The following is a 26,114-nucleotide window of genomic DNA, read 5'->3' on the forward strand; positions in this document are numbered from 1 at the left end:
GAGGACAGCCGGACATGTCAATCGACAAGCGTCAGCCACCGCAGCGCGGGCGGGCCGCGACGCAGGGAAGCCAGCGCCGTGACGTGACTCGCAGGGCCCTTCTGGCGGCAGGAGCGCTGTCTTCGCTGCTCTACGTGGTTGCCACAGACGTCGTGGCGGCGTCCATGTGGGACGGGTACCGGCGCACCGAACAGATGGTGAGCGAACTGTTCGCCGTCGGCTCCCCCGGTCGGGACGTACTGCTCCCCTTCACATGGGTCTACACCGTGCTATTTACCGCGTTCGGGGTGGGCGTCTGGAACTCCGTGCGGGGCAACCGCGCCCTGCGCATCGGCGGCGGCCTGCTCATCGGGTACGGGCTGTGGAACATCATGGGAGCCCTTTTCCCGCTGACGCTGGGGGACGATGCTTCCATTCCCATGCATATCCTCGCCACCAACATCCAACTCGCCCTCATGGTCGCAGCAATGTGTTTCGTGGCTGCAGGGTTCCACAGCCGGATGCGGGTGTATTCGATCGTCTCGCTTGCTGCTTCCGCGGTGATGGGCATGGTGGCGTTCATGGCAGCCCCGGGCCCCAACCTCGTGCTGGGCATCAGCGGGCGGATCAGCATCGGGGCGTTCCTGCTCTGGGTAGCGGTCCTCGCAGTTGCGCTGTGGAAGAGACCGGGGCTGAAATAGGGCCATAGCACGGTACGTTGACACCCGTCCGGAGCCCGACGCGGAAAAGCGCTGAACCAAATGAAAGGCCGTGGATGCCCCGAAATCTGAAGGTACCCACGGCCTTTCTACGGCATCTTTGCGACTACTTATCGCACCCGATGCCGTCGCCATCCCTGTCGAGGTGTTTCCCGTACCCTGGCGTACCGGCATAAACCGGCGCGGCTCCGGCTGCACGCGCCGCAGTGCAGTTGGCGTAGGACGCGGCGGGAGCAACCGGTGCCTGCGGGACAGCCTGCTGCACCGGAGGCTGAGGGACGGCCTGCTGCGCCGCCGCTTGTTCGGCCGCCAACTTCGCGGCAGCCGCATCCGCTGCAGCCTTGTCAGCCGCAGCCTTGTCAGCTGCCGCCTTATCCGCAGCCGCTTGTTCAGCTGCAGCTTTCTCGGCTGCTGCCTTGTCTGCGGCAGCCTTTTCCGCCGCAACCTTGTCAAGGCTCTTGACGCCGAGGTGAACGGTGGAACCCTTTGCCGCTTGGGCACCTTCGGCGCGGTCCTGGGACGTTACCTGCCAGTTCTTCTTTGAAATGATCATCTTGCCGTCCACGGTATCCACCGACTCAACCTCGAGCCCGAGATCCTTCAGTTGATCCGTGGCTTTATCCAGGGTCAGGCCCGTCACGCCTGGAACCGCGACGGTATCAGTAACCGCTGCAACAGCCGAGGCTGATTCTGTCGGCGCTGCCTCCTGCTTGCCGCCGCATCCGGTCAGCAGGAGCCCGGTTAGCACAACTAGTGCCAGTGTCTTCTTCATTTTTCCCCCTTGGAAAGTTTTGAAACTGTGGAGTGATGGAATCGGTCTAGCCTTCGCAGGCAACCCCGTCGGAATCACGGTCCAGCGCAGGCCGGTAACCCGCTGACCCCGCGTACAGCGGCGCAGCACCGGCGGCCTTCGCCGCAGTCCAGTTGGCGTAGTAGGCTGCTGCCGGCGCCGGCGCAACGGGAACCTGTACTGCAGGTGCGGGAGCAACAGGGGCAGGCGCAACAGCAGCCGGAGCAGGCGCGGCCGGAGCAGGCACCGCCGCCGCAGGTGCAGGCTGAACGGCAGCGGGTGCAGGTGCCGGCGCCGCAGCGGCGGGCGCCTGCTCGTTTGTGGGTGCGAGCTGGCTGGAGCAGTCGGCCAGGATCCTGGCCATCGCGTCGTGTTCCGCCTGGGTGACCCACAGGCTGTACGTCGCCTTCACCGAAATCTGCCGGGCAACGTATTCGCACCGGAAGCCCTTGTTCGGCGGCAGCCAGGTGGCGGCGTCGCCGTCGCCCTTTTTCATGTTGGTCGGGCCGTCCGTCGACTGGAGGTTCAGGGGGTCATTCGCGAAAGCTGTCCGCTGTTCCGTGGTCAGCTGCTGTGCACCCTTCTGCCAGGCGTCGCTGAGGGCAACCACGTGGTCGATCTGGACCGCGCTGCTGGTGGCGGTCCCCCGCAGGAAGTTGATGGACGTGCCCGTATACGGGTCCGCCAGCGTGCCGGACTGCACCTTGCAGGGGACGCTGTTGGTGTATGTGATGCCGGTCAGGTCGCGTTTGAGGGTGTCATTCCGTGTGTCGCAACCGTTGCGGTCCACGTCCGCCCACGCCTGCCCGAACAGCGCGCGGTCATATCCCGTCTTCGGTGCCCTGCCCTTGATGGGAAGGGTGGCCAGCAGGTCCACCGCCTTGGTGGCGAAGGCAGGCTGCGTCTTCGGAGCCGTGACGCTGGCCCCTTGCGCCAGGAGGTAGGGGCTGTCCGGATCCAGCGGGGCGCCCGTCTCCTGGACAGTTGGGGCGGACGACGGCGTCGGCGTGGCTTTGGCACTCGCGCTCGCTGTTGCGGTGGCTGGCGAGGCAGCGCCCTCCGACGAGGCCGCCTCCAGCTCCGGCGTCGCAGTGCGCGGCATCGCCAAGCCGCCCGTGATGAGCAGGGCAAAGGAGGCGGCAAGGGCGATGGCCCCCGCCTTCCGCTTGGCCGGGAGCCAAGCCCATGACCGGCGTCCGGTCGCCAGGACATAGAGGCCGGTCAGGCCGGCCGCGATGGCAAGGAAGACCAGCGCACCCCCAAGACCGCCACTGAACGCCCCCAGGATCACGAACAGCGCTGTTATGCCCCCGACAATGAAGGTGGACGCCCGTGGCCTTCGCGGTGGCCTCGGGCCCGGTCGCGCACCCGTTGCTCCTGACCCCAGGAGTGTCTCGTAGTTGGACATTCTTTCCCCCATAAAAAAGACCCGGCAAATTGAACTGGTCCCCGAAAGTTGGACTCTCAAATTTGTGAGGTCTCCACTTTAGCGGCCAGCGACCGGCTCTTCTGAGAAGGCTCCGTCCCCACGTGGGACGGAGCCTTCTTCGCGTGGCGGTAATGCCCGTCGTCAACGGGTGCTGTCGGCGGGCGTGTTGGCTGGCATATGCCTCTCTATGTGCTCAGGTCGACACGGTCCGCACCGGGTTGGCCTCACGCTGCAGCGTCGGCGATATCCAGACTTTTCATCTGCACGCCCGCGCTGTTGGTCCTCATCTTGGCGAGCAACCGGCCGGCGATCGGCAGCCGGGCGAGGCGGATGATCGCGGACCGAAGCAGCAACTCGGCGCGGTTGCCTGGGGTGAAGAAGCTGCGCATGTTCACACCGCTGCCGAGGTGGTGGGCGACGAACGGGCGCAGGTGGTCCTCCCAGTCCTGCAGCGCTCGTGGCACGTCGTGCGGGTGGCGTTCGAGCATGGTGCCGAGCAGGTCGGCCCCGGCCAGGCCGGTGGATGCCCCCATGCCGGAGTAAACGGTCAGGCACCACGCGGCATCGCCAACGAGGACGACTCGGCCACGGTGCCAATGGTCGAGGTGAACCTGCTCGGCGGAGTCGAACAGGTGGTCCGGGGCCTTCTCGAACTGATCGAGCAGCCAACCGAGCGTGGAGCCGGTGGGCTCGGGGCCGTAGGCGGCGCGCAGCGAGTCGATGGCCGGCCGGGTGAACTCGGCGTCCACGTCGTCGGTTCGGTAGGAGAGCAGCACCGTCGGCGGGCGGTCAGCGAACGGGAACACCCAGGCTGATCGGCCCTCCTCGGCCAGGATGAGCCCGTCCTGCGGGCGGTAGCCAGGTACCGCCCCGGGCAGGCTGTACGCGGCGATCATGTAGTTCATTGGACGGATTGGGCTCTGCTCGGGTTCGAACGCAAGCCGGCGCACTGTTGAGCGCAGTCCGTCTGCCCCGACCACCAGGTCGAACCGTTCGACGGTGGCCGTCTCCGTCGTCAGGTCTCGGATTTCTACGTCCACCCCGTCGAGGTACTGCTCCAGCGCGATCGGCACGGTCGAGTACCGGATCTCCACTTCGTCGGGCAGGGCGTTGAAGGCTGCGTCTTCGATGTCGCCCCGCAAGACGAGGCGAGACCCGCCAAACACGTCGGCGTAGCTTAGACCGGGCCGGCGCCGGCCCGTGCGGTCGACTTCGTAGCTCAAGGCTTCCGGAGCGACGCGATTCGGTACGGCATCGGCGATGCCCAGTCGTTCGGCGGCGGCGACCCCGGTCCCGAACAGGGCGATGAAGTATCCGCCGCGGCGCCGCTCGGGGGCCTTCTCCAGCACTACCACGTCCCAGCCCGCGCGATGCAGTCGCAGCGCGGAGGCGGTCCCGCTGATCCCGAGGCCGACCACCAGGGCCCGCTGTCGCAATGTCATGTTCTTGTCCATGGGATTGGGCGCGTCGAACGTGTCTTCAGCAGCAATCATGGGATCTCGTACCTTTCGGGAGTGGTGGTTTCGACGCCGGCGCGTTCAGACATGGGGTGTCGGACTCGGTCCAGCCGCGTGCAGGGCCGCGTCGGTGTCCGCTATGGCCAGCATCCTGTTGATGTCGGCCCCGGCCAGTGCGCCGGCCGCTGCGGAGGCCCCGACCTGGGCGGTCAGATCAGTGGCGTTGCCGGCCACCCACACCCCTGGCACGTCGGTGATGCCGGCCGTGCCGGAGGCGAAACTGCGGCCCTTGTTCGGCAGGTCCTGCACGGGCAGGTGTAGACCTTCCAGGCCCTGGGCGCGGATCTGCAGTTGCGCAAGGACCGCGAGGATGCGGCGGGCCACAACCTGACCGTCGGCCAGGCGCACCCCGGCGAGAGCGCCCTCCTCGCCGTTGACGACCTCGGTGACCGGGGTGTCGATGACACGGATGCCGCGGGCGGCGAAGCGGGCGCGGTTGTCCTCGTCCAGCTCGGTGCCGTGCGTGAAGTAGGTCAGGTCCTCGGTCAGCTGACGGTACAGATACGCGTGGGCGATGGAGACCGGACCGGTGGCGAGGATACCGATGGGTTCGTCGCGGACCTCCCAGCCGTGGCAGTAAGGGCAGTGCACCACGCTGTGCCCCCAGTGCTCGGCGAGACCGGGCACGTCCGGCAGAACGTCGGTGAGGCCGGTGGCCACGAGGATGCGGCGGGCGGTGATGCTGCGGCCGTCGGCGAGGGTGATGGTGAACCGCAAATCCCCGTCAGCTGAGGGGGCGGCAGGCTCAGCCGTGACTACCTCGCCGAGGACGATGCGTCCGCCGTAGTGGCGCACGTGCTCCCGTCCTCGTCGAAGGATCTCGGACGGCGGAGTGCCGTCTAGGGCGAGGAGGCCGTGCACGGCTTCCGCTGGCGCGTTGCGGGGGTAGCCGCTGTCGATCACGACGACCGAGCGGCGGGAGCGGGCGAGGATCAGAGCGCCGTTCAGTCCTGCGGCGCCGCCTCCGATCACCACCGTGTCGATAGTGCCTTCGGCCAGTTCGTCGCTCGTGAATGGAGGAGTCGTCTCAGTCATGGTTTGGTCAGCCTTTCGGGTTCTGGACGGCCATTGGGTTGGTTTCGCCGCGAGGGTCAGGTGAGCCACTCGCCACCCATGTCGCGATCCGTTCCGCGATCGCTTCGGGGGCTTCGATGTGCAGGAAGTGGCCGAGGTTGGGGACGATCGCGCGCACATGCGGAGCGGCGTATCGATGCCGGTCGTCGACGTTCGGGGGGAGGATGCAGTCGTCGTCTGCGCCGTGGATGTGCAGCAGGGGCACCGTGATGGGGTGGGAGAGTCGGCGTGCAGCCTTCAGCATGCCCAGGCGAGTCATCGCCCGGTAGTACTTGAGGGGCGCGGGAAAGCTCGCTCCGAGGTGCTCGTGTAGCTCCACTTGGAGAGCCGGGTCGAGCGTCAGGCTTGGTGACCATTGACGCCAGAGGCGGTCGATGAGGGCGAAGTCGCGGGCTCGGGCGATCATGCCGCTTCCGGGAAGCTGGAAGAAGGCCATGTACCAGCTCCGGCGGAGCTGGGCGGGGCGAGGCCGGCCGATGAATGTGAGGGGGTGGGGGATAGCGAGCGTGACTGCGCGTTTGATGCGCTCCGGCGCGGTGACGGTGGCGTCGTACGTGATGAAGGCGCCCCAGTCGTGGCCAATGAGGTCCACCTGGCGCCGGGGAGACCACTGGTCGATCAGTGCGACCACGTCGCCGGTCAAGGATGCGAAATCGAATGGACCCGCGGTCGGGGACGGGGCGTAACCGCGAAGCCAGGGCGCGAGGACGTAGCGACCCTGGCGGCCGAGTTCGGCGAGGAACGCCTTCGCCGTCGGCGGGTGGTCCGGGAACCCGTGCAGGAAGATCGTCGGTTGACCTGTGGGGTCACCGCCCTGCAGAGCGTGAAAAGTGCCATGCGGCAAGTCGAAAGTGACGTGTTCGAAGTCCATATGTGTTGCGCCTGTTTCGAGGTTGGGCGGACGAGAGATGCTGGTGCTGGCTTCGGTGTCAGCCGGCCAGTTGGTTGAGCTTCCGGATCTGTTTGTCGAAGGCGCGCGAGGGCACGAACCGGCGCAGGACGCTCACGCGTCCGGCCATCGAACCGGCGGTGTACCTGGGTGCGGGCTTGGAATCGGTGGAGGCCGCGACGATCACCTTTGCGACAACGTCAGGGTCGTCGGCGGTACGTAAAGCGGTGGCCAGTACGTCTCGGGAGATCTTCCGCTGTGCTGCGTAGACCGGCAGGGGTGAGTCCGGTGCAAGGCTGCTCGCCTCGAAACTCGTGCTTGTAAAGGCCGGCTCGACCAGCAGCACCCGGACGCCGTGTTCGCGAAGCTCGTGGTCGATGGACTCCGAGTAGCCCTCGACTGCGTGTTTGGTGGCGGCGTAGCTGGCCATGAAGGGGGCTGGGATCAGACCGAGTACCGAGGAGACGTTGACCACACGGCCACTGCCCTGGGCGCGCATGTGGGGCAGCACTGCCTTTGTCATCCGCATCAAGCCGAAGACGTTGATGTCGAAGACCTCCTTGGTCTGATTGATCGAGCTTTCCTCTCCGGCACCGACTGCGCCCACGCCTGCGTTGTTGACCAGGACGTCGATCCGACCAAACCGCTCGATCACCTCCTCGACCAGGGAATGGACCGATTCGTCGCTGGCTACATCGAGATCGAGGAACGACACCCCGGCAATCGGGCTGGCGTTCGCGGCGTTGCGGCTCGTACCGACCACCGCGAAGCCGGCGTCCACGAAGGCTCGCGCTGCCGCCCGTCCGATCCCAGAGGAAGCGCCCGTCACGAGGGCTACCGGGGAAGCTGTCTGCATGTTGATTCCTTCGTCTATAGGCGTGACTTCGCCTCGCCAGATGTGGGGGAGACGTTTGTGTACTGAACAGTCAATAACGCTAGAGGGTTCTGTACTGATTTGTCAATTACGACCGTTTGGTTCTACCTTGTATGTATGGCGAGACCACGAACCTTCGACCGCGACCACGTTCTCCATGCCGCCGAGCGGCAATTTCGTGAGTCGGGCTACAACGGCACGAGCGTCGACGACATCAGCGCAGCCACGGGCCTGGGCCGTGGCAGTCTCTATGCCGCTTTCGACGGTAAACACGGTGTGCTGGTGCAAGCGATGGCCGGATACTTCGACCGGCTGGGAAACGTTGCGCCGAAGGTGCTTGCCGGCCCGGACGAGGGCGCACTCGAACGCCTCCACGGCTATCTGCTCCGCGCCGTCCACGGGGTGCCTCTTGCCGACGATGTGTCCCCAGCTTCCGACCGGGCGGCGGCTGCTTGCTTCGCGGGCAAGATGGCTCTGGAGATCGGCGCCTCCGACGCCGAGGTGCAGCGCCTTGCTGCCGAGTGTTTCGCTGTGCTCGTGATGGCGGTGGCCGAGTGTGTGCGCGCGGCGCAGCGCAACGGAGACATCGACCCGGACGCGGATGCTGAAGATCTTGCATACCTCTTGCTGACCGTTATCCGCGGGACCGACGTCGTCGGTGCGTACGGCCACGGTCCTGCCCGCTTGACCCAGATTGCCGAGAGCGCGTTCGCGTTGCTGCCACGCGTGAGCCGCCACTGAGGAGGGCGCAGCTGAGCGGCTGAACGCAACCCGGCGTTATACCAGCGGATGTATTCGTGCAGCGCTGCTGCCAGTGCCTCCGTGCCGAGGATTTGGACACGGTGGAAGAGCTCTTCCCTGAGGTGTCCAAGGAAGTTCTCTACGACGGTTTGTGAGATCTTCACTTTAGGGGGCAGTGGATCGGCTCTTCACGGAAAGGCTCCGTCCCCAGACACACCGGAATGAGGCGACATGCTCTAGGCCACCAGGGCCTTAACGCGGTATTGAACGGGGCTTAGGCCGTTGAGCTTGGTGGAGATTCTTTCGGTGTTGTACCAGTGGATGTAGTCGTGCAGCGCGGCCGTCAGTGCGTCGGCGTTGAGGAATCGGACGCGGTTGAAGAGCTCTTCTTTGAGGTGCCCGAAGAAGTTCTCTATGACGGCGTTGTCGTAGCAGTTGGCTTTGCGGGACATCGATTGGACCGCGCCGGCGTTCTGCAGGAGTAGGCGCCAGAGCCTGTGCTGGTATTGGAATCCCTGATCGGAGTGCACGAGTGGTTTCTGCCCGTCCTTCAAGGTGGCTAAAGCCTCGCGCAGCGAGGCATTAGCCAGCTCCAGATTGGGAGAGCTTCCAATGGCGTAGGAGATGATCTGCCGGTCGAAGAGGTCCATGACCGGCGAAAGGTAGAGCTTCTGGTCACCCACGCTGAACTCGGTCACATCGGTAACCCACTTCTTATTCGGGGCATCCGCGTCGAATTGGCGTTTCAGCAGATTCGGCGCAACAACGCCCTGCTCGCCTTGGTAAGAGCTATAGCGCTTTTTCCTCCGGACCTTGCAGACCAGCCGCAGCGAACGCATCAGCTTCAGCACGGTCTTCTTCGCGATCTTCCAGCCTTGCTTGGTCAGCTCGGCGTGGACGCGGCGGTGCCCGTACCGGGCCCGGCTCTTCTCGAAAATTTCTGTGACAGCGGCCTTCAGGGAGGCCCTCGGATCGGGGCCTTGGAGGCGGGACTGGTGGTAGAAGAACGTGGACCGGGGTAATCCCGCGACGTCCAGGAGAATTTCCAAGCGGTGTTCAGCCTTGAGAGCGATGACAGCGCGGACCTTTAGCGCTGTTCCTCGTCCCTCAAGGCGTTTACTTTTCCCAGGAAGGCCACCTCTGCGCGAAGGCGTTCATTCTCTCGGCGCAGTCGCTCTACCTCAGGCTCAGGTTTCCTTGCTGTCCCGGGATTCGTCTTCGGGCGGCCTTTCGGCTTGGGCCGCAGCCCGTCCTCGCCTTCGGTTCGGTATTGTCGCGCCCACTTCTCGAGCAACAGTGGAGAGGACAGCCCAAGGTCTTTCGCCAAGGCGACTTTGGGCTCACCTGCACGGTATCGCTGGACAGCATCAAGTTTGAACTCAAACGAGAACACCGGTCGTGTTGGCTTCGCCACCAGCGTCGTACCTCCGCGCGTCCGCCATCGACCATACAAACGTTTGATGGCAGCTCTACCTACTCCGAGTCGGGTCGCTACCGCCCAAGCACCCCAACCCGTTTCAAACAACGCTACCGCGGCCTCGCGCTGCTCCTCGGACAACGAACTTCTTCCATGCATAAAGCTGCTCCCTAAAAGTTAGAACTGATTTCTCAGTCCAACTTTCGGGGAGCAGTTCAAATAGCCGGGCCTTTTGCTCAAGCCGAAATGTTGCTCATGAAAGCCTATTTCTCGCCGTGCTGGGAAAACGGAAAGTGCGTGGATCCTTGCACAACGCTGATTCAGTCTTGAGCCAGCCTTGAGGGTTCGTGTCACACTGTGAATTCAATGGACAACTGCCACGCATCTTGTGCGTGAGACGCACACACCGGTGGCTCGCCTCGATCCCTCAGCGCTGGTGAGATGCGTGGTCTCGTAAGGCATGCGGGGTAGCCATGCCACCGCACCGCGATCGCAGCAAGGTTGGTCCGGGACCCTCGGGGAAAGACACCCGCCATGGATCCCATCCCACGGAGTGCTGCCATCATGGCCAAGGCTCCTACCCCGCAGCGGTGACCCATACGCCGGCGTCCGCCAACTGTCGATGGGTCCCATTGACTCCCTCTTCCGCGATTAGCCGGCTCGCCGGCTGAGCGCCCTCACCTTAGCCCGGGCCGTTCTCGCACTCGACGCCAAGGGATTGGCCACGAAAACCCTCGTAGTTCTCCTTGAACGGAGTGACCTCATCGAACGTCGCCTGGTCGTAGCCAACCGCGGCGGGGTCGGAGGTGACACGGAGGATTCGGTCCCTGAATGACACGTCCGTTATGGTCGCGGAGAACACCACGCCCGCCGCGACACGTTTGTCTATGTGGGCCTGGACGAAGGCAACGACCTCGGCGTCGGTCTCGTCGATGACCTGAGTGATCGACTGATGTTCAGCACAGACAACGGAGCTAAGAGTCTCTGGTTTCGCACCGGCTGGGAGCTGCTGAACGACCACAGCGTCTCCAACAGTCTCAACGTTGTGAATCTGTCCTCCGGCGCCATCCTTGCCACGGATCCGACGCGTACGAATGACGACATCTACGCCCGGTGCCCCCGGTTGGTCGGCGGGCGACGAACGGCCGACCTGCCAGCGAGCAGAGTCAGACCCCAAGCGGATCGGAAAGCGGAGTGAACTTAGTGGACGCATTGCAGTTCATTCGCAGGCCTGAACCAAATTGAACTTCCGCCAAGACCGTAACCAATCAATCATTCCTCAAGATTCTCACAGTTTTTGCTGAAGAATCAAATGATTTGTAGTCGACGGCCCACTTTCTGGTGAAGAATAAGTCCACCAGTCGAGTAATGGATTATCACGGCTAATTGAGACTCCTAGTAACGACCCATCTCAACTGGATTTAAAGCTCGAAAGTTATTATTGGGGGAAGCTGAATTTGAAAATTACGAGCAAGTTGGCCGCCAGTGCATTTCTGTGCGTAGTGCTCGCCGGTTGCGCCGGGGGCACACCGCAGACAGCTCCGACCGTGACGCATACTGTGACGCCGACGGCTACGGCGACCGTGACAGCGGTAGCAACCGTGACAGCTACAGCCGCTGTCACCGCAGCAGCTGCACCCTCGGCTGTCGCCGCTCCGGCACCTGCTCCCGCCACTCCTGCAACGGCCGTAATTCCCGCCAATGCAGCGGGGATGAACGCAGAAGCACTCGATGACGAGCTGTCTGCGCTAGGTTTCAAAAAGGTCATATATAACGCCGATACAGGCAAAACCGTCCTATTGCTCAGCAATTGGACCGTAACGAGCATAGATAACGCCGGAATCGAGCAATCTACCGACGAAGCAGTTGTCGTCCATGTGACCAAATAGGCATTGTTGAAATGATTTTAGGATTTGGGACCCGACGCCACTTCTCATGGTTTGCGCTGCTCGACCTGTCTCCTGACCTGGTTCTGGAGCTCGCCAAAGAGGGATTGGTGCGGTGCGCTTCTCCACCGTGGCTGTCCCACATGACTGCACACCTTGCCGACACCACCAGAATTTACGAATAACCGGTATAGCGCGGATCAGCCTCAGTCATTCGGGCTCCACCGAATCAGAACGCAATGAAATGAACGCATTGAAAAGGGGAAAAAATGTCAGAGAACCAAACAATTCCTATTGCTAGTCAGCCACAGATCCATCACGTCAAATTGGTCGAGGATAGGCGCAAGAACGGCCTGGGAGTCGCGGCCCTCGTCGTCGGCATCGTCGCTGCAGCATTCAGCATCATTCCGCTGGTAGGAATGATTGCCTTTTTCCTCGGCCCGGTCGCCATCATCCTTGGCGTCATCGCCGTCTTCCTCAAGAATCGGAAAAAGGGAACGGCAGTCGCTGGATTCATCCTGGGCGCCGTCAGCCTCATCGTCGCCGGCATGGTGACCGCCGGCGTGAGCGCAGCTGCAAAGTCCATTGACGAAAGCATCAATGCCGAGCACACCGTGGAGTATGTCGTCACTACGTCAGGTCCGGCGAGCATTTCGTACTGGACACCGGGCGGCACCTCCACGGAAGACATCACGGCTGAATGGAAGAAGTCCATCACCTCGAACGAATTCAACATCGCGAGCCTCTCTGTCACCGGGAGCTACTCCGACGCTTCCGCCGCTGTCACTTGCGAGATCCTGATCGACGGCAAGAGCGCAGGGAAGAACACGGGCAACGGCACCGGTGCTCACGCTTCCTGCTCCGGAAACACCTGGCAGAAGTAGAGTCGCTGAAGGGCTGGTACTGGGCACTGAGTTCTCTGCCCGTGCCAGCCCTTGGCGTCGAATGAATCAGTGGGTAGCCAGGGGTTCGGCTGCGCTCTCGAGAACGTCCTGGCACGAGGCGGGCGATCAAGTGAGTGTGTCGAGTATCTGGCCATGTTCGGACGGCCATATTTTGTCCCCACCCGTCGGGGACCCAGAAACGAAGACAAGCCCTGCTGCATGCCCAACGGATGGATGCGGTGCCGGACGTTCGCTGCCGCCGGCCCTGCAGCGCGAACCGTTTGCCGCGACGGAGAACTAGCTACGAGGTGTCAGCCCTACGCTCCGACAACGGCTGATGCTCGTCACACCTGCGGGAACCACGCGTCGCTGACACATGCCCGCCCAGCAGCCTGCGCCAGTAACTGCCGCGGAACGCCCGGGAGCGACTGGGATAGGCTCGCTTGGCACCGGAACAAGCATTTGACTCCAAATCTCAGGGCAGGGAATTCATTGGATCTATTGGGCGGCGTGAGCCGCGACGAACTCCGCATCTTTTCTTGGATTGCCGCCGCCGTCTTCGCGCTGGTGGCCGGCCTCTGGCGTCCGCACCGGCTTCATTGGACTGCCCTTGGTTCCGTCCTGCTCTTCGCGGCCCTCAACGCGGGTGCCGGAATCTACGTCCTGAACCATTTCAGTGACTCGCGCTGGTCTACGGGCGGAGAACCGCCGCTGAGCGTCCCGTCGTTTTCCGGGACCCCTGTCGTCGGACAGTTTCTGGAACCCCTCGACTCCGCTTTGAACGGAGTGGTCGGCGGGGTGAATGAGTTCCTGGCGTTCAAGCAGGCACTTCCCGTCGCGCTGGACTTCCTTGCCGCTTCCGGCTGGGCCCTGCTGGCGGCGTTCCCGCTTGCCATTGTCGCCGCCAGCATCAGTTACGCCGAGGCCAGGCGCCGAGCGGCGGACTTCGCAAAATACCGTGCCACCGTTGACCTGCTCCAAGAGGAGCTTGAGGAGGTCAAGCGGCAGATCTCCGAAGGGAATTCCGCCCGGTGAACACTGCCCTCGTCGCTGATGAATCATGACTGTGCGTCGAAACCGTATGTGGAATGGCAATAATCACCATTAACCACCGGAACGCCACGAGCCCTGTATATAGACTGCTGAGGTACGTGTACCTCGACTATTAGGAGAAGTTCATGAGCTACAGCGGAAGTCAGTCCGAGAAGCCGGTAACAGCCGGCGATCTAGACCGCAGCCATATCGGTCAGACTGTGAGCTTTGAATCGAACGACTTCACGGTTGTCTTCGGAACACTCTCCGGCATTGCCCGGACCGAAGCGATGGTGTACCTGTCGCTTCAGGGAGTGGGCGGCGGCACCCATCTGAAGGACGAGTACGACTTGCCTGTCGGCCACAACGTCTACGTTCAGATGGATCCCCTGAGCACCGCCGGGAAAACCCTCGCGGAGGCGGAACGGGTCATCAAGGAGAAGTTCGACGAGATCAAGAAGAACCTCCGGGATCGGGAACAGAAACCGGATTCCGAGTAACCGGCATTCAGTCCGCGAGGAACCCCGCAGTGCCCAGCACTGCGGGGTTCCTCTGTTTGTCACTGTGGGCTGGTTCTGCTGACGCCCTGCCGCTACCCGTGGGTGACTGCAGCACCCACCAGACCGAACAACGTCCCGGCCGCCAAGGCAATGAGAGCACGTTTCCGGGTGGGATACAGCCAGCGCACTGCAAACACGGCTACTGCCAGAATGACGCCGTTGACGACGCTCAGGATGATTGCGACCCACTCGGTCCCGGTGGCCACCCCGAAGCCTCCGCCGCTGCAACCGCTGATCCCGCACCAGAAAAAACCGGCCACCATCCACTGCGGAAGGCTCAGAAGAACTGCCAGCGGCACGGCCCACCAGAGCTTTCTGACGTCCGGGGTGACCCCGCGCAGCGTCACCCGCGGATACTGGGCTGCTGCGCCGGGCATGCCGGCGCCCGGAACCGATGTGCCCTTCCGGACACTGAGGACAATCGATCGGAAGACACCCGCGTTGACCGCCGCAAGGAGGACGTATCCCAAATAGTAGACGACCGCAGCCAGGCTCAATCCGCCCAAACTGATTTCGTCCGGTGAGGGCGGACGGCCTGAGCTAAAAATGCCGATGATGAAATACGCAGCCGAGACGGGCAGCGTCAGAAACACCATGGCGAGCAGCAGGCCCTCCTTGGTCCGGGCATCCACGTCCAGCTCCAAGCCATTGGTAAGTAGCGCCGCTACAACAAAGGCGACCGTCACCGACAGATAGACGACGACGGCGGCTATGGCCCAGCGCGGCAGGGCCGTTTCATTCGGCCGAGATCCACTGCTCACAACGCTCCCCCTTGACGTCATTCCGGTCCACTCTGCGCAAGACAGCCGATGCTGCCGGCACACGCCCCGGCTACCGGTACGTTGATGGTCGCACGCCGGGCGCCCAAAGTGCTGGGGGCAGCCTCAAACCAGCAGCTTCGCCACCAGCTCACCGCGGCTTCCGACCCCCACTTTTCCGTAGAGCGCCTTCAGGTGGTCGTGCACCGTGTGCGGGGAGATGAACAGGTTCCGGGCGATGTCCGCCGTCGGATTTCCGGACAGGACCTCCAGGCAGACATCCCGCTCACGGGCGGAGACCCCGTAGGCGGCAAGCAGGAGGCTGAGCACGTCGTGCGAGGTGGCCGGCTCCACGGTGACCACCATCTGCTCGGGGTCGTCGCCGGTAATGAGGCGGCTGGCCTGCAGCACCACCCAGTTGCCGCCGGCGTCGCGCAGTCTGGCTCGGGCAGTGCCCGAGGCGGAGGCGTGGGCCTGCGCTACAACCGAGTGCAGCGTCATGGTGAAACCTCCCGGCGACGCATCCTCCACCTCGGCCAACCACAGGACCGCGGCGGGAGTGGCCGCCCGGAGTTCGCCGTGAATCCCGGCGATAACGATCACCGGGCCGCCCGCAACGGGGCGTTGCCCGCGCTGCACCCGCACTGCCACCCGGGTGGCAGCTGCCAACGTGGCGGTGACGGCGTCCAGGAATTCCATCTCACGGTCCGAGAAGTCCTGCCCGCCCTCCCGGAAGATGCTGCCCACACCCCAGCACGCCTCGTCCACGCGGAACGCCGCGCGCAGCTCGTGATGCAGCCCCAGGGGTCCCAGCAGGTCATTGATCCGGACGCTGCGGACCACGTCCCGGTGCGGGGCATCGGAAATCCTGGCCACCGGCCGCGGCCTCCGCAAAAGCTCCTTGAACGTGTTCGGTTCGGCACCGGTGTACTCGGACTCGGCGAAGCGGGCGGCATATTCGTCCGTCACGGGCCACGGCCGCCAGTTGGTCACGGACGTCATCCCCAGAGTGTCCGGGTCCACCCCGGCCCAGCAGCCCTGATCAAACGGAACCGCCTGCCGCACCACGGCCAGCGCCGCGGTATAGAGCTCAGCCAGGTCCAGGCCGCCCGCGGCGAAGTCCGCAATCTCGCGGCGGGCACGCTGAGCGCGCTCCTCCCACATACCTCCAGTATCCAGCCGCCGGGCCGGACCGCAATCCCCCAAATCGGGGATTGAGCGGGCCTCCCGGAACCCCCCGGTGAGGGGATCGCGGCCCGCGCGCCGCCGTCGTACTCTTCCCTCATGAACGCCGTATCGCAGCTCTTCGCGGTGCTTGCCGCACTAATCTACATCGTGGTGTTCCCGCTGGAAAGCTTCTTCCTGCGGCACCCGGCAGCGCAGAAATTCCTCAGCACACCGGCTCAGAACGTGCCCGCCGTGATGATGTGGGCCATCCCCACCGGGTTCCGCAACCTCCTGATCGGGCTGGGGAACATCGCCGGGGTGGTCGCGGTGAACACCGGCTACGTGGTGGTGGGCTACACCCTGGTGGTCTACTGCTGCGCGAACATGGTGCTCAGCGGCGCCACCATGGGGCTGGCGGACTGGCTGGGCCACTACCCACGGAAGGGAGACAGCATCCCCGGCACCCTAGGCTCGACCATCCCGCCCCTTATTGCGCTGGTGGCACTGCCGTTCTGAGCAAGCCGGTTCTGAGCGACCTGGCGCCGTCGCCCTGTCCCGTGATGTCCGGCGCTGGTTCCAAACAGTGCCGCCCTAAGATGAGGCATGGACTTCGAGGACACGCTCTGGACGCTTTTGGGGGCCGGGCTGGTTCTGCTGATGCTCGTTGACGTCTTTCGTACGCTCCTTTATCCGCACGGTTCCGGTCCGGTGGGCCGGGCGATCATGCGCGGATTCTGGCTGGTGTCGAGAAAACTGCGGGGCCGCGGCTCCTTCATCGCGGCACCTTTGGCCATGGCCGCTGTCATTTGTGCCTGGGCTGGCTTGGCGGCCATCGGCTGGGCCCTGCTCTATCTGCCCCACCTTCCGGACGGTTTTGTTCACGGGGCCGGGATTCCACAGCGGGGCGACTTCGCCGAAGCGCTCTACGTCTCCCTTGTCACTCTTTCCACTGTGGGGTTCGGCGAAATCGTGCCGGCGCATTCGCTGCTCAGGCTGGTGGTGGCCCTCCAGGCCGTCACCGGTTTCGGGTTGCTGACGGCAACGGTCACCTGGATCCTGCAGATGTACCCGGCCCTGAACCGCCGCCGGGCCCTTGCCCACCAGCTGAACCTGTTCCGGGAGGCTGTGGGTCCGGGTGGTGTCTTGTCCCTGGATCCCAGGCATGCTGCCGGGCTGCTGGAATCAATGGCCGGAAACGTGGCTTCGGTGAGCATAGACCTGCTTGCGTTCCATGAAACCTACTACTTCCGTGAAGTCGAGCAGCGCGGCTCCTTGCCGGCCACAGTGGCCTACGCCCAGGAGCTGGCATCCGAGGCCCAGCGCAGCGAGAGCCCTGAACTCCAGTTCGCGGGACGAATGCTCCACGCGGCGCTGGACGGACTAGCGGGGGTCCTTCGCGGCAAGTTCGGCCACTCCGGAACCACCTCATCCGATGTGTTCGACAGCTACGAGCTGCACCACCGGCACCGGCAGCGCGGGGAACCGGACACAAACTAGCGTCACGGCCGTCGGCGGCGCGTTCGACAGCGACACGGCACCCGGCATGCTGCCGTTGCGCACCGCCTCGCCGGCGTGATAATTTTCCGGTGATCGTGATCTATCGGCAGGAGGTGAGTCCCATGAACGCAGTATCCGCAATGGGTGCTCCCCCGCAGTCCACGATCGCGCGACAGAGGTAGTCGCCACCGGGAGCGCCCGACACGCAACTCGCGAAAGGCGACTCCCATGAACACAAAACCTTCTTCACCTCTGCACTCCATTTCGACGACGGCCTCCGACCTGCCGAGGTCCGACCAGGATCAGCCGCAGGCCGACGCCACAAAGCAGGCGCCCGCCGCGGACGAGCGAGCGCTGGTCCTCGGTGGCGGCGGATCGACAGGCAACGCGTGGCTGATCGGCGTCGTCGCCGGCCTGTTCGATGCCGGGCTGGACGTGACCACAGCCGACCTGACCATCGGGACGTCAGCCGGCTCGACGGCCGCGGCCCAGATAGCTGGTGCGACCCCACCCGAGCTGTTTACCGCCGTCCTTGCCGCTGACCCCCAGCAACGGAGCGGTCCGGTCGGATCCGACCGAGGACGCGTTCCGAACAGGCCAGTGGCGGACCACCTGGAGAGGATAACCAAGATCATCGCCTCCGCCGAGGATGCGGCTGACATGCGCCGCAGAATGGGCGCCGCGGCACTCGACATGGATGCGGCGTCGGACGGCTCCTGGCAGACACAGTGGCGCGCCACCGTCGCCTCGCGGCTGCCCAGTCAGCGCTGGCCGCAACGAACAGTGCTCATCACGGCGGTCGATGCCCGTACCGGTGAACCGGTCGTGTTCGACCGCCACAGCGGAATCGACCTGGCGGACGCCGTCGCTGCCAGCTGTGCCAGTGGCATTCCCTACAGGATCGGGGACAACCGATACATCGACGGCGGCTACCGATCCAACGCCGAGAATGCCGATCTGGCAGCCGGATACGCACGGGTGCTGGTGCTGTCACCCTTCGGCGGCAGGTCACTGGCGCCGCTGGAGTGGGGCGTGCATCTCGCAACACAGGTCGACAAGCTACGCGCACGCGGCAGCAGAGTCGCGACGATCTTCCCGGACAGCGACTCCGAGCACATGTTCGGCGCCAATGCGATGGATCTGTCGCTGCGTCCGGCCGCGGCCCGGGCCGGACACGACCAGGGCAGAGCCCTTGCCGAGCAGCTCGCCGAGTTCTGGCGCTGACGCCCACGAAACCAGTCGACTCGGTAGGCGTGACGACACGTGGAAGTATTCACCTATGACTATCGATGGCGACACCGCCAAACTCCTGGCCTTCATTGACTCCCACGGCATCGACGCCTCGACTGAGGTTAGCCGTGGTTGGGCTTCCATCGGAGCGATCATTGTCGATGCCTCCTTGCAGCGACGCCAAAATTACGAGGCAACCGTGAAGCCGCGCGTTGACGCCTTGATCGCCGCATGGCCAGATGCACAAACCACCACTGGGTTCCGGAAACGTCTTGCTACCGGAACCCTCTCGGAGGTCATCGATTGGCCATCGCCTGGCCGGCTTGCGCAGATAGACGACCTAACTTGTGTGTTTGAGGATCAGGGCGTCGAAACCGTGGAGGAACTCCGAGCCAGACTCACTGACCCGGCAGAAAGGCCGGTTTTTCGTGACGCCCTCGCAGCCGTACGCCATGTGAGCCCCAAGACCCTGGACTACATCGACACCCTGAGCGGACTCTCCACGGGGGATGCTACTGATGCGCGGATACGGCGAGTTGCCGGGGCCGCCGGCATCGAGGACACCTCTTACGCCAACATGTCGGCCGTGATCCGCGCTGCTGCAGACTCACGTGGGTGGCGCGCCGAAGACCTGGACGCTGCACTGTGGCACCTCGGCGTTGAGAGCGCCCCCGAATCAGCGACGTAGGGCCGGTACAACTGTGAGGGGACCGCAGCGGAGAGCGCCGGGGTCGTTCTTTTCCTTCTGAACGCCGCGCCGGAGCTTCTTGTGGCGCCCGCCGCATTGATCCGCTCAGGCGTTTGTTGCTATGGCCGCTGCGAGATGTTGAGGATGTTCCCTTCGCTGTCCAGGAACCAGGCGGCCTTCCCCCACTCGTTGGTGGCAATGCCGTTCTCCGTCTTCAGCCCGGGCTGGTCGTACTCTTCAAAGACGACGCCGCGGCCCCGCAGCTCCTCCATCTCGCGTTCGAGGTTGTCCACCTCCCAGCCCATCTGGGTGTTCTTGGCTGTCCCTGCGTTCTCGGTCTGGTAAATCAGGAAACCCGTTCCGTGGCCGCCGCGGTACGTCAGGCTGTCGTCCTCCATGGACTCGGAGGGTTCCAGCCCGAGCTTGTCCCGATAGAAATCCTTCGCCCTGTTGATGTCCTTCGCGGGAAGGACAGCCATGATGTCTGAATCCGTGAGCATGATGATTTCCTTTGTGCATTGTTCTCTCGCTGATGGCGATGCTCTCCCCCGGTAGCGGCCCCGGAACGTTTCGTCCCGTGGCCGCGTGGCCGCCCGTTCCGCCAAGTACCGGGCCGGCCACCTGGGACTCTCCTACGCCCCGCCAGCCATCATCGGCGTGAGGGGTGAGGGTCCCCGAAGCTTATGGGGCCATTATGGAACCGAATCTTGGCTACGGAAATAGTGCCGATGCTCAGAAGCCGACGTTGTCACGGCCCTTGAGCTGCAGCATCTGCCGGGCCTCGTCGGGGGTGGCGATCTCGAAGTTGAGCGCTTCGAGGATGGTCCGGATGCGGGTGACCTGCTCGGCGTTGGACGTGGCGAGCTGTCCCGGTCCGATCCAGAGCGAGTCTTCCAGGCCCACCCTGACGTGGGAGCCCATGGCCGCGCCGATCGTGGCGAGCGGCATCTGGTTCTTTCCGGCGCCCAGGATGGACCATTCGTAGTCCTCCCCCAGCAGCCGGTCTGCGGTGCGGCGCATGTGCATCAGGTCCTCCGGGTGGGCGCCGATCCCGCCGAGCAGCCCGAAGACCGACTGGACGAAGAGCGGGCCCCTGGCGAGGTCGCGGGCGTGGAAGTGGGCCAGGTTGTTCAGGTGCGAGATGTCGTAGCACTCGAACTCAAAGCGGGTGCCGTTCTCCTTGCCGATCCCCAAGATGGTCTCGATGTCCTGGAAGGTGTTCTTGAAGACCAGGTCGCGGCTCTTTTCCAGTCCTTCCCGCTCCCACTCGTGGCCGAACTCGGTGAAGCGGTCCAGCATCGGGTACAGCCCGAAGTTCATGGAGCCCATGTTGAGCGACGCCAGCTCGGGCTTGAACAGGGCCGCGGGCCGCATGCGCTCCTCGACGGTCATGTGCGGCGAGCCGCCGGTGGTGATGTTGATGACCGCGTCCGTGTTGCGCTTGAGCTTGTCCAGGATCGGGGCGAAGTGCTCCGGATCCTGTGAGGGCCGCCCGTCCCGGGGATCACGGGCATGCATGTGCACGATGGCGGCGCCGGCCTCCGCGGCGCCGATGGCGGCGTCGGCGATTTCATCAGGTGAGACCGGCAGGTACTTGGACATGGAAGGGGTGTGGATGGCGCCGGTGACGGCGCTGGTGATGATGACTTTGCGTGCAGCAGCCATGGGGGTCGCTCCTTGAGTGTTAGTAGAGTTTTTCGGTGTTGCCGTCGACCGCCAGCGCCTGGCCGTTGACGTTGCGCGCCATATCGCTGGCGGCAAATACGGCCATGTTGGCGATGTCCTCGGCCTCGATCAGCCGTCCCAGCGAGGACTGGTTGTGGTAAAGCTCGGAGACCTGGTCCGCCGGCAGGCCGAGCATTTCGGCCTTGGCGTTGATGACCGCGTCGATCCTGGGGCCGTTGACTGCGCCGGGGCAGATGGCGTTGACCCGGATCCGGTCCGGTCCGAGTTCGATGGCGAGGGTCTTGGTCAGCCCGACGACGGCCCACTTCGACGCCGAATAGGCGCTGCGTCCGGCCATGCCCAGCCGCCCGGCGGCGGAGGAGAGGTTGACGATGGACGCGTCCCGCCCCTGCCGCAGCATCGGGAGGGCGTGCTTGATGCAGTAGAACTGGCCGTGGATGTTGACGTCGAATGTCGCTTTCCAGGCCGCCGTGTCCAGCGTCTCGAGCGGGCCGGTGGGCCCGGCGATGCCGGCATTGTTGACGAGGATGTCCAGGCCGCCCAGTTCTGCCTTGACCGTGGCCATGAGGGCGCTGACCTGCTCTTCGTCGGAGACATCGCTGACCGCCGCGGCGAGGCCGCTGACGCGGGCCTTTTCGACGGCGTCGGGATCAATGTCCGTGACGAAGACAGTGGCGCCGAGTTCCTGGAATTTGTTGGCGATGGCCAGTCCGATGCCGTTGGCTCCGGCGGTGACCAGGACCCTTTTTGAGCTGAAATCCATGAGTTTTCCTTGCAGTGGTGGTTCGGTGCTGGTTTCGGGGTCAGTGCGCGGCCGGAGCACCCACGGGCTTTTCCGTGCCCCGCTTGAGCAACAGGGACAGGAGCGCGCCGATGGTGCACATGCCGACGATGAACCAGAGGCCCGAGAGCTTGGAACCCGTGACGTCCTGCATCAGGCCCATGACGTACGGGCCGAGGAAGCCGCCGCAGAGGCCGATGGTGTTGACGAACGCGATTCCCCCGGCCAGGGCGGCGCCGGTGAGCCGGGTGGCCGGGTAGGTGAAGAGGATCGGCTGCAGGGCGAAGAAGTTGAATGCGGCCAGGCAGAAGCCGATCATGCCGAGCACGGGGCCGCCGACGGCACCGAGGGCGAAGCCGGCGATGATGCCGATCATCGTCCCCGTCACGAGGAGCCGGGAGCGCCGGCCATCGGTGGCGAAGCGGGGCACCAGCAGGGCGCCGGCGGCGGAGAAGATCCACGGGATGGCCGTCAGCAGGCCGATCTGCAGCGGGTTGAGCTTGCCGTAGGTGCCAATGATGGAAGGCAGGAAGTAGGACAGCGCGTAGACGGCGATCTGGTGCGTGAAGTAGATGCCCACCACGAGGAGGATCTGCTTGTCCTTGAGGACGTCGCGGAGCCGGTGGTTGCCTGAGGCTTCCGCCCCGGCCTTCTCCTCGGCGGCAATGCGGGCCTCGAGGTCGGTGGCTTCTTCGGCGGTGAGGAACGTGGACTGGGTGGGGCGGTCCGGGAGTTTCTTCCAGACGACGTAGGCCAGGAGGCATGCCGGCAGGCCTTCGATGATGAACATCCACTGCCAGCCGTGCAGGCCAGCGAATCCGTCGAGGGTCAGCAGCAGCCCGCCGAGCGGGGCGCCGACGATGTTGGCGATGGAGACGCCCAGCAGGAACATGCCGTTGGCCTTGGCGCGGTCCTTGACCACAAACCACTGCGTCAGGAAATACATGACCCCCGGGAAGAGGCCGGCTTCGGCGACGCCGAGCAGCATCCGCATGATGTAGAAGGACCATTCGCCCTGCACAAACGCCATGCAGGCGGAGATGATGCCCCAGGTGATCATGATCCGCATGATCCAGAACCGGGCGCCCACCTTATGCATGATCAGGTTGGACGGGATCTCGGACATGGCGTAGGTCAGGAAGAACAGCCCGGCTCCGATGCCGTAGGCGGTGGCGGAGATTCCCAGGTCGATTTCGAGGCGGTCCTTGGCCATGCCGATATTGGTGCGGTCCAGGAATGCCATGATGTAGGCGCCGATGAGCAGGGGCATGACTCGGTGGAGAATCACGCGGTTTATTTCCTGCGGTGTGCGCATCTTCGTTGGTGCGGAGACAGCTGACATGGGTCTTGTCCTTGAATCGGGGCCATGCGCGGAATGTCGTGTGCCGACTGTGCTGCGCGGTGGGCCTTTGGGCATGGCGGGATCGGGCGATGAGGTACTGGAACCTGCAGTGCGGAACGGGCCGCAGGTTATGAGGAGGAACCGGCCTCGGGTGCGGGGATCAGGTGTCCGGCGGGTTGCAGCCGCACGTCTTCCCGAGATGAAGCCGGTGAGGGCAGATCAGGGAGCTGTAGGTGTTGGTCGGTGCATCGATCCGCTTCAGCAGCATGGCGAAGGCTTCCTGGGCCATCTCCTGCTGCGGCTGGACGATGCTGGTCAGGTTAATGAGGCCGGACCTGCTGTGCGGAAGGCCGTCACATCCGGCCACTGCAACGTCGTCCGGAATGCGAAGGCCCCGGGCCAAGGCATATTCCATGACTCCGATCGCCAGTTCGTCGCTGCCGCAGACGACTGCCCTCGGAGGCCGCTCCGATGAGAAGAGCCGCTCGGCGGCGAGCTGGCCGCCTTCATTGTTGACCCGGGTACTGATCCTGCGTTCGCCGCTGATGGTGATGCCGGCAGCGGCGGCGGTGCGCACGAATGCCTGTTCCCGCGCGAGGGAGGCGGTGGAAAACCGCGGTCCGATCACCGTGGCGATGTCCGTGTAGCCGTGTTCCAGCATGTGCTGCATGAGAAGTGTCGCAGCGGCGTCATCGTCGATTCCCACGAAGTCGCTCTGCAGGAATTCGGCGCGCCGGGAGAGGCAGACGTACGGAATCCGCGCCGAGCGAAGGGTGCGCAGTGCGGTTGAGTCTTCCCGGAGCGCCGCCGCGAGGATGATTCCGTCCACGTTGCGGCTGGCCAGGGTGGCTGTTACTTGGGCGAGGACGGTGGGATCGTCCTGCGTGGTGGCGACGAAAACGTCGTATCCGCCGTCCGCCGCGGCAGTGATGATGCTCTGGGCCCACCGCGGAAACATCGGGTTGATGATATTCGGGAGGATCAGGCCGATGACGCGCGTCCGCTGGGGGTCCGTTGTCTGGGTGGACTTACGGGGCCTGAAGCCCAGCTCGTTGGCGACGCCGATGATGTGGCGCCTGGTTTCGGTGGAGACGCCGCTCTTGCCGTTGAGGACGTAGGACACGGCCGCAGCAGAAACGCCTGCTGCCCGGGCGACTTCCGCCGCCGACACAGGGGACGGACGGTTCACCACAGCTTCATTGCTGCCGGGCTGCTTCATGACCGTTCCTTCCTGCGTGCCGGGTTGATGTGACCTCAATTACGTTAGTTTGGCGTCAAAGTCTTAAGCAACGTTAAGTTGGCCCACAGCCGCCGGGGCGATTCTCGCAGCAACAAACGTTGGGCGCTATGCTGAACCCCTCGGCTGAAGACACCCGGCCACCGGATCGCACCACCACGGAGCTGCCATCATGACCGAGGCCCCTGCCCCCGCAGTCCCCACCGCCGCAGTCGCGGACCCGGACAGTCAGGATCCCGACGCCGGCCTCCGCCAGCTCGCGGCCAGCACCTTCGGACTCCCCCAGCTACGCACCGGCCAGCTCGCCGGGATGCGCGCCATTGCGGCCGGCCGGGACGTACTGGCCGTGATGCCCACTGGCTACGGCAAGTCGGCCATCTACCAGGTGGCCGCGCTGCAGCTGCACCGAAACCAGGACCAGGACAAAGTGGCCCCGAACCCCGACGAGGCGGGCAGCGCAGGGCGCGGTCCCGCCGTCGTCGTCTCACCGCTGATCGCGCTGCAGGAGGACCAGCTGGACGGCCTGCTGGAGACGCTGGGCGGGGAGGCCGCCGTCGCCATCAACTCCGGGCGCAGCGATGCCGAGGTGAACGGCGCCTGGGAAGCCGCCGAGCGCGGCGACGCCGTGTTCGTCTTCCTGGCGCCCGAGCAGCTGGCCAAGGCCGAAACCGTGGAACGGCTCGCGGCCCTGGACGTCTCGCTGTTCGTGGTGGACGAGGCACACTGTGTCTCCTCGTGGGGCCACGATTTCCGGCCCGACTACCTGCGCCTCGGCGAGGTTCGCGGGCAGCTGGGCAACCCGCCCGTCGTCGGTCTCACCGCCACCGCCTCTCCCCCGGTCCGCGACGAAATCCAGCAGCGCCTTCACATGTTGGACCCACTGGTCCTGGTGCACGGCTTCGACCGCCCCAACATCCGGCTGGAGGTGGTGCGCCACCTCACGGACCGGGACAAGCGCCGTGCCGTGACGGAGCAGGTGGCCGCGCTCAAGGGTCCCGGGCTGGTCTACGCCGCCACCCGCAAGGACACCGAGGCCTACGCCGCCGAGCTCACCGAACTGGGCCTGCGCGCCGAGGCGTACCACGCCGGCCGGAAGCAGGGCGAGCGGGACCGCGTCCACGAGCAGTTCCTGGACGACCGCCTCGACATCGTCGTGGCCACCACCGCTTTCGGCATGGGCATCGACAAACCCAACGTCCGCTTCGTCATCCACGCCGACATCCCCGAATCGCTGGACAGCTACTACCAGGAGATCGGCCGCTCCGGGCGCGACGGCGGACCTGCCGCCGCCGTCCTCCACTACCGGCCCGAGGACCTGGGACTCCGCAAGTTCTTCGGGACCCATTCTCCCGACGAGGAATCTCTCCTGGCCGTCCTGCAGGTGCTGCGCGCCGCCGACGGGCCGGTGAAGCAGAAGGCCCTCGCCGAGCAGACCGGCCTCTCCCCGCGGAAGCTCACCGGACTGCTGAACCAGCTGCAAGAGACCCGCGCCGTCAAGGCCGGCAAGCGCGGCATCCGGCTGAAGACCGGCGCGAAGCTGCCCACGGTGGTGGAGCGCGCCGTCGAGCACGCCGAAGCACGCCAGCGCGTGGACCGCTCCCGCATCGAGATGATGCGCGGCTACGCCGAGACGGACGGCTGCCGGCGCCAGTTCCTGCTGGGCTACTTCGGCGAGGACCTCCCCGAGCCCTGCGGCAACTGCGATACCTGCGCCGACGGCTCCGCCTACGAGGAGGATTACGACGGCGCCGCGGCCGCCGCGGGCGGGGAACCTTTCCCGCTCCAGGCCTCAGTTGTGCACAAGGAATGGGGGCCGGGCCTGGTGATGCGGCACGAGGAGGACGTGATCACCGTGCTGTTCGAGCAGGAAGGCTACAAGACGCTGTCCCGCCAGGCCGTCACCGAAAACGGGCTGCTGACGCTGGCGAAGTGAAGGG

The 26,114-nt window shown here is 64.6% G+C and carries 25 protein-coding genes and 2 pseudogenes; 10 read left to right on the forward strand and 17 right to left on the reverse strand.

The window, feature by feature from the left end:
- Positions 1 to 14 precede the first annotated feature (14 nt).
- Positions 15 to 680 (forward strand): DUF998 domain-containing protein, encoded by a 666-nt coding sequence (locus J2S97_RS10040; protein WP_307048918.1) that lies wholly within the window; start codon positions 15 to 17, stop codon positions 678 to 680.
- Between the two features lie 124 nt (positions 681 to 804).
- Here the strand turns inward: J2S97_RS10040 and J2S97_RS10045 are convergent, their stop codons facing one another.
- The 6 genes from J2S97_RS10045 to J2S97_RS10070 all read right to left on the reverse strand — a co-directional run bounded on the left by J2S97_RS10045 (position 805) and on the right by J2S97_RS10070 (position 7,253).
- Positions 805 to 1,470 carry an excalibur calcium-binding domain-containing protein gene (locus J2S97_RS10045; RefSeq protein ID WP_307048920.1) on the reverse strand — a complete coding sequence of 222 codons (666 nt, stop codon included), beginning with the start codon at positions 1,468 to 1,470 and terminating at the stop codon, positions 805 to 807.
- A 46-nt stretch (positions 1,471 to 1,516) separates the two neighbouring features.
- Positions 1,517 to 2,896 (reverse strand): GmrSD restriction endonuclease domain-containing protein, encoded by a 1,380-nt coding sequence (locus tag J2S97_RS10050; RefSeq protein ID WP_307048922.1) that lies wholly within the window; start codon positions 2,894 to 2,896, stop codon positions 1,517 to 1,519.
- 245 nt (positions 2,897 to 3,141) lie between these two features.
- Positions 3,142 to 4,410: an FAD-dependent monooxygenase gene (locus tag J2S97_RS10055; protein ID WP_307048925.1), complete on the reverse strand. Its 1,269-nt coding sequence runs from the start codon at positions 4,408 to 4,410 to the stop codon at positions 3,142 to 3,144.
- Between the two features lie 45 nt (positions 4,411 to 4,455).
- Positions 4,456 to 5,469, reverse strand: a complete 1,014-nt coding sequence (locus J2S97_RS10060; protein ID WP_307048927.1) for an NAD(P)/FAD-dependent oxidoreductase — start codon at positions 5,467 to 5,469, stop codon at positions 4,456 to 4,458.
- A gap of 7 nt (positions 5,470 to 5,476) precedes the next feature.
- Complete coding sequence (locus J2S97_RS10065) at positions 5,477 to 6,379, reverse strand: alpha/beta fold hydrolase (RefSeq protein ID WP_307048928.1); 903 nt, start codon at positions 6,377 to 6,379, stop codon at positions 5,477 to 5,479.
- Between the two features lie 58 nt (positions 6,380 to 6,437).
- Positions 6,438 to 7,253 carry an oxidoreductase gene (locus J2S97_RS10070; protein WP_307048930.1) on the reverse strand — a complete coding sequence of 272 codons (816 nt, stop codon included), beginning with the start codon at positions 7,251 to 7,253 and terminating at the stop codon, positions 6,438 to 6,440.
- Between the two features lie 135 nt (positions 7,254 to 7,388).
- Between J2S97_RS10070 and J2S97_RS10075 the strand changes: the two genes are divergently transcribed.
- Positions 7,389 to 8,012, forward strand: coding sequence for a TetR/AcrR family transcriptional regulator (locus J2S97_RS10075; protein ID WP_307048932.1), 624 nt, complete (start codon positions 7,389 to 7,391; stop codon positions 8,010 to 8,012).
- 44 nt (positions 8,013 to 8,056) lie between these two features.
- On the opposite strand, the pseudogene J2S97_RS23985 reads toward J2S97_RS10075, so the two are convergent.
- The 4 genes and pseudogenes from J2S97_RS23985 to J2S97_RS10085 all read right to left on the reverse strand — a co-directional run.
- Positions 8,057 to 8,176, reverse strand: a pseudogene (locus J2S97_RS23985) (hypothetical protein); the annotation flags it as partial.
- Positions 8,177 to 8,248: 72 nt separating this feature from the next.
- Positions 8,249 to 9,106, reverse strand: a pseudogene (locus J2S97_RS10080) (IS3 family transposase); the annotation flags it as partial.
- Positions 9,100 to 9,588, reverse strand: coding sequence for a helix-turn-helix domain-containing protein (locus tag J2S97_RS23990; RefSeq protein ID WP_373460537.1), 489 nt, complete (start codon positions 9,586 to 9,588; stop codon positions 9,100 to 9,102). The pseudogene J2S97_RS10080 and the gene J2S97_RS23990, both read right to left, overlap by 7 nt.
- Positions 9,589 to 10,111: 523 nt before the next feature.
- On the reverse strand, positions 10,112 to 10,450 hold the full coding sequence (locus tag J2S97_RS10085; RefSeq protein WP_307048934.1) for a hypothetical protein: 339 nt from the start codon (positions 10,448 to 10,450) through the stop codon (positions 10,112 to 10,114).
- A 1,191-nt stretch (positions 10,451 to 11,641) separates the two neighbouring features.
- Between J2S97_RS10085 and J2S97_RS10090 the strand changes: the two genes are divergently transcribed.
- From J2S97_RS10090 to J2S97_RS10100, 3 genes are all read left to right on the forward strand, one after another.
- Positions 11,642 to 12,199, forward strand: a complete 558-nt coding sequence (locus tag J2S97_RS10090; protein ID WP_307048937.1) for a hypothetical protein — start codon at positions 11,642 to 11,644, stop codon at positions 12,197 to 12,199.
- A gap of 510 nt (positions 12,200 to 12,709) precedes the next feature.
- Positions 12,710 to 13,234 (forward strand): hypothetical protein, encoded by a 525-nt coding sequence (locus tag J2S97_RS10095; protein WP_307048939.1) that lies wholly within the window; start codon positions 12,710 to 12,712, stop codon positions 13,232 to 13,234.
- 143 nt (positions 13,235 to 13,377) lie between these two features.
- Positions 13,378 to 13,731 (forward strand): hypothetical protein, encoded by a 354-nt coding sequence (locus J2S97_RS10100; protein ID WP_307048941.1) that lies wholly within the window; start codon positions 13,378 to 13,380, stop codon positions 13,729 to 13,731.
- A gap of 92 nt (positions 13,732 to 13,823) precedes the next feature.
- Here the strand turns inward: J2S97_RS10100 and J2S97_RS10105 are convergent, their stop codons facing one another.
- Together J2S97_RS10105 and J2S97_RS10110 are read right to left on the reverse strand one after the other, a co-directional pair.
- The gene (locus J2S97_RS10105; protein WP_307048943.1) at positions 13,824 to 14,552 is read right to left on the reverse strand and encodes a hypothetical protein; all 729 of its coding nucleotides are present in this window, start codon (positions 14,550 to 14,552) and stop codon (positions 13,824 to 13,826) included.
- 123 nt (positions 14,553 to 14,675) lie between these two features.
- Complete coding sequence (locus tag J2S97_RS10110; protein WP_307048945.1) at positions 14,676 to 15,713, reverse strand: response regulator transcription factor; 1,038 nt, start codon at positions 15,711 to 15,713, stop codon at positions 14,676 to 14,678.
- Positions 15,714 to 15,833: 120 nt separating this feature from the next.
- Between J2S97_RS10110 and J2S97_RS10115 the strand changes: the two genes are divergently transcribed.
- The 4 genes from J2S97_RS10115 (at position 15,834) to J2S97_RS10130 (ending at position 19,131) form a co-directional block, all read left to right on the forward strand.
- On the forward strand, positions 15,834 to 16,232 hold the full coding sequence (locus J2S97_RS10115; protein WP_307048947.1) for a DUF1304 domain-containing protein: 399 nt from the start codon (positions 15,834 to 15,836) through the stop codon (positions 16,230 to 16,232).
- A gap of 87 nt (positions 16,233 to 16,319) precedes the next feature.
- Positions 16,320 to 17,213 carry a potassium channel family protein gene (locus J2S97_RS10120; protein WP_307048949.1) on the forward strand — a complete coding sequence of 298 codons (894 nt, stop codon included), beginning with the start codon at positions 16,320 to 16,322 and terminating at the stop codon, positions 17,211 to 17,213.
- Between the two features lie 228 nt (positions 17,214 to 17,441).
- Positions 17,442 to 18,437: a patatin-like phospholipase family protein gene (locus J2S97_RS10125; protein WP_307048951.1), complete on the forward strand. Its 996-nt coding sequence runs from the start codon at positions 17,442 to 17,444 to the stop codon at positions 18,435 to 18,437.
- 55 nt (positions 18,438 to 18,492) lie between these two features.
- Positions 18,493 to 19,131: a hypothetical protein gene (locus J2S97_RS10130; protein WP_307048954.1), complete on the forward strand. Its 639-nt coding sequence runs from the start codon at positions 18,493 to 18,495 to the stop codon at positions 19,129 to 19,131.
- Positions 19,132 to 19,250: 119 nt separating this feature from the next.
- On the opposite strand, the gene J2S97_RS10135 is transcribed toward J2S97_RS10130, so the two are convergent.
- The 5 genes from J2S97_RS10135 to J2S97_RS10155 all read right to left on the reverse strand — a co-directional run bounded on the left by J2S97_RS10135 (position 19,251) and on the right by J2S97_RS10155 (position 24,159).
- Positions 19,251 to 19,631 (reverse strand): VOC family protein, encoded by a 381-nt coding sequence (locus J2S97_RS10135; protein ID WP_307048955.1) that lies wholly within the window; start codon positions 19,629 to 19,631, stop codon positions 19,251 to 19,253.
- 232 nt (positions 19,632 to 19,863) lie between these two features.
- Positions 19,864 to 20,796 (reverse strand): 3-keto-5-aminohexanoate cleavage protein, encoded by a 933-nt coding sequence (locus tag J2S97_RS10140; RefSeq protein ID WP_307048957.1) that lies wholly within the window; start codon positions 20,794 to 20,796, stop codon positions 19,864 to 19,866.
- Positions 20,797 to 20,815: 19 nt separating this feature from the next.
- Positions 20,816 to 21,580, reverse strand: coding sequence for an SDR family oxidoreductase (locus J2S97_RS10145; RefSeq protein ID WP_307048959.1), 765 nt, complete (start codon positions 21,578 to 21,580; stop codon positions 20,816 to 20,818).
- 40 nt (positions 21,581 to 21,620) lie between these two features.
- Positions 21,621 to 22,940 (reverse strand): MFS transporter, encoded by a 1,320-nt coding sequence (locus J2S97_RS10150; protein ID WP_307048961.1) that lies wholly within the window; start codon positions 22,938 to 22,940, stop codon positions 21,621 to 21,623.
- 160 nt (positions 22,941 to 23,100) lie between these two features.
- A complete protein-coding gene (locus J2S97_RS10155; protein WP_307048963.1) occupies positions 23,101 to 24,159 on the reverse strand; it encodes a LacI family DNA-binding transcriptional regulator in 1,059 nt (352 codons plus the stop codon).
- Positions 24,160 to 24,349: 190 nt separating this feature from the next.
- Between J2S97_RS10155 and J2S97_RS10160 the strand changes: the two genes are divergently transcribed.
- Entirely contained in the window at positions 24,350 to 26,110 is a 1,761-nt protein-coding gene (locus J2S97_RS10160) for a RecQ family ATP-dependent DNA helicase (RefSeq protein WP_307048965.1), read from the forward strand.
- Positions 26,111 to 26,114 lie beyond the last annotated feature (4 nt).

The organism is Arthrobacter oryzae, assembly GCF_030812315.1.
GTDB classification, from domain to species: domain Bacteria; phylum Actinomycetota; class Actinomycetes; order Actinomycetales; family Micrococcaceae; genus Arthrobacter; species Arthrobacter oryzae_B.

Coding starts and splice junctions, on each gene's coding strand:
- J2S97_RS10150 (WP_307048961.1), bottom strand. CDS start 22,940: ATGTCAGCTGTCTCCGCACCAACGAAGATGCGCACACCGCAGGAAATA.
- J2S97_RS10130 (WP_307048954.1), top strand. CDS start 18,493: ATGACTATCGATGGCGACACCGCCAAACTCCTGGCCTTCATTGACTCC.
- J2S97_RS10140 (WP_307048957.1), bottom strand. CDS start 20,796: ATGGCTGCTGCACGCAAAGTCATCATCACCAGCGCCGTCACCGGCGCC.
- J2S97_RS10045 (WP_307048920.1), bottom strand. CDS start 1,470: ATGAAGAAGACACTGGCACTAGTTGTGCTAACCGGGCTCCTGCTGACC.
- J2S97_RS10100 (WP_307048941.1), top strand. CDS start 13,378: ATGAGCTACAGCGGAAGTCAGTCCGAGAAGCCGGTAACAGCCGGCGAT.
- J2S97_RS10160 (WP_307048965.1), top strand. CDS start 24,350: ATGACCGAGGCCCCTGCCCCCGCAGTCCCCACCGCCGCAGTCGCGGAC.
- J2S97_RS10145 (WP_307048959.1), bottom strand. CDS start 21,580: ATGGATTTCAGCTCAAAAAGGGTCCTGGTCACCGCCGGAGCCAACGGC.
- J2S97_RS10050 (WP_307048922.1), bottom strand. CDS start 2,896: ATGTCCAACTACGAGACACTCCTGGGGTCAGGAGCAACGGGTGCGCGA.
- J2S97_RS10065 (WP_307048928.1), bottom strand. CDS start 6,379: ATGGACTTCGAACACGTCACTTTCGACTTGCCGCATGGCACTTTTCAC.
- J2S97_RS10055 (WP_307048925.1), bottom strand. CDS start 4,410: ATGATTGCTGCTGAAGACACGTTCGACGCGCCCAATCCCATGGACAAG.
- J2S97_RS23990 (WP_373460537.1), bottom strand. CDS start 9,588: ATGCATGGAAGAAGTTCGTTGTCCGAGGAGCAGCGCGAGGCCGCGGTA.
- J2S97_RS10135 (WP_307048955.1), bottom strand. CDS start 19,631: ATGCTCACGGATTCAGACATCATGGCTGTCCTTCCCGCGAAGGACATC.
- J2S97_RS10125 (WP_307048951.1), top strand. CDS start 17,442: ATGAACACAAAACCTTCTTCACCTCTGCACTCCATTTCGACGACGGCC.
- J2S97_RS10060 (WP_307048927.1), bottom strand. CDS start 5,469: ATGACTGAGACGACTCCTCCATTCACGAGCGACGAACTGGCCGAAGGC.
- J2S97_RS10120 (WP_307048949.1), top strand. CDS start 16,320: ATGGACTTCGAGGACACGCTCTGGACGCTTTTGGGGGCCGGGCTGGTT.
- J2S97_RS10075 (WP_307048932.1), top strand. CDS start 7,389: ATGGCGAGACCACGAACCTTCGACCGCGACCACGTTCTCCATGCCGCC.
- J2S97_RS10040 (WP_307048918.1), top strand. CDS start 15: ATGTCAATCGACAAGCGTCAGCCACCGCAGCGCGGGCGGGCCGCGACG.
- J2S97_RS10070 (WP_307048930.1), bottom strand. CDS start 7,253: ATGCAGACAGCTTCCCCGGTAGCCCTCGTGACGGGCGCTTCCTCTGGG.
- J2S97_RS10155 (WP_307048963.1), bottom strand. CDS start 24,159: ATGAAGCAGCCCGGCAGCAATGAAGCTGTGGTGAACCGTCCGTCCCCT.
- J2S97_RS10115 (WP_307048947.1), top strand. CDS start 15,834: ATGAACGCCGTATCGCAGCTCTTCGCGGTGCTTGCCGCACTAATCTAC.
- J2S97_RS10110 (WP_307048945.1), bottom strand. CDS start 15,713: ATGTGGGAGGAGCGCGCTCAGCGTGCCCGCCGCGAGATTGCGGACTTC.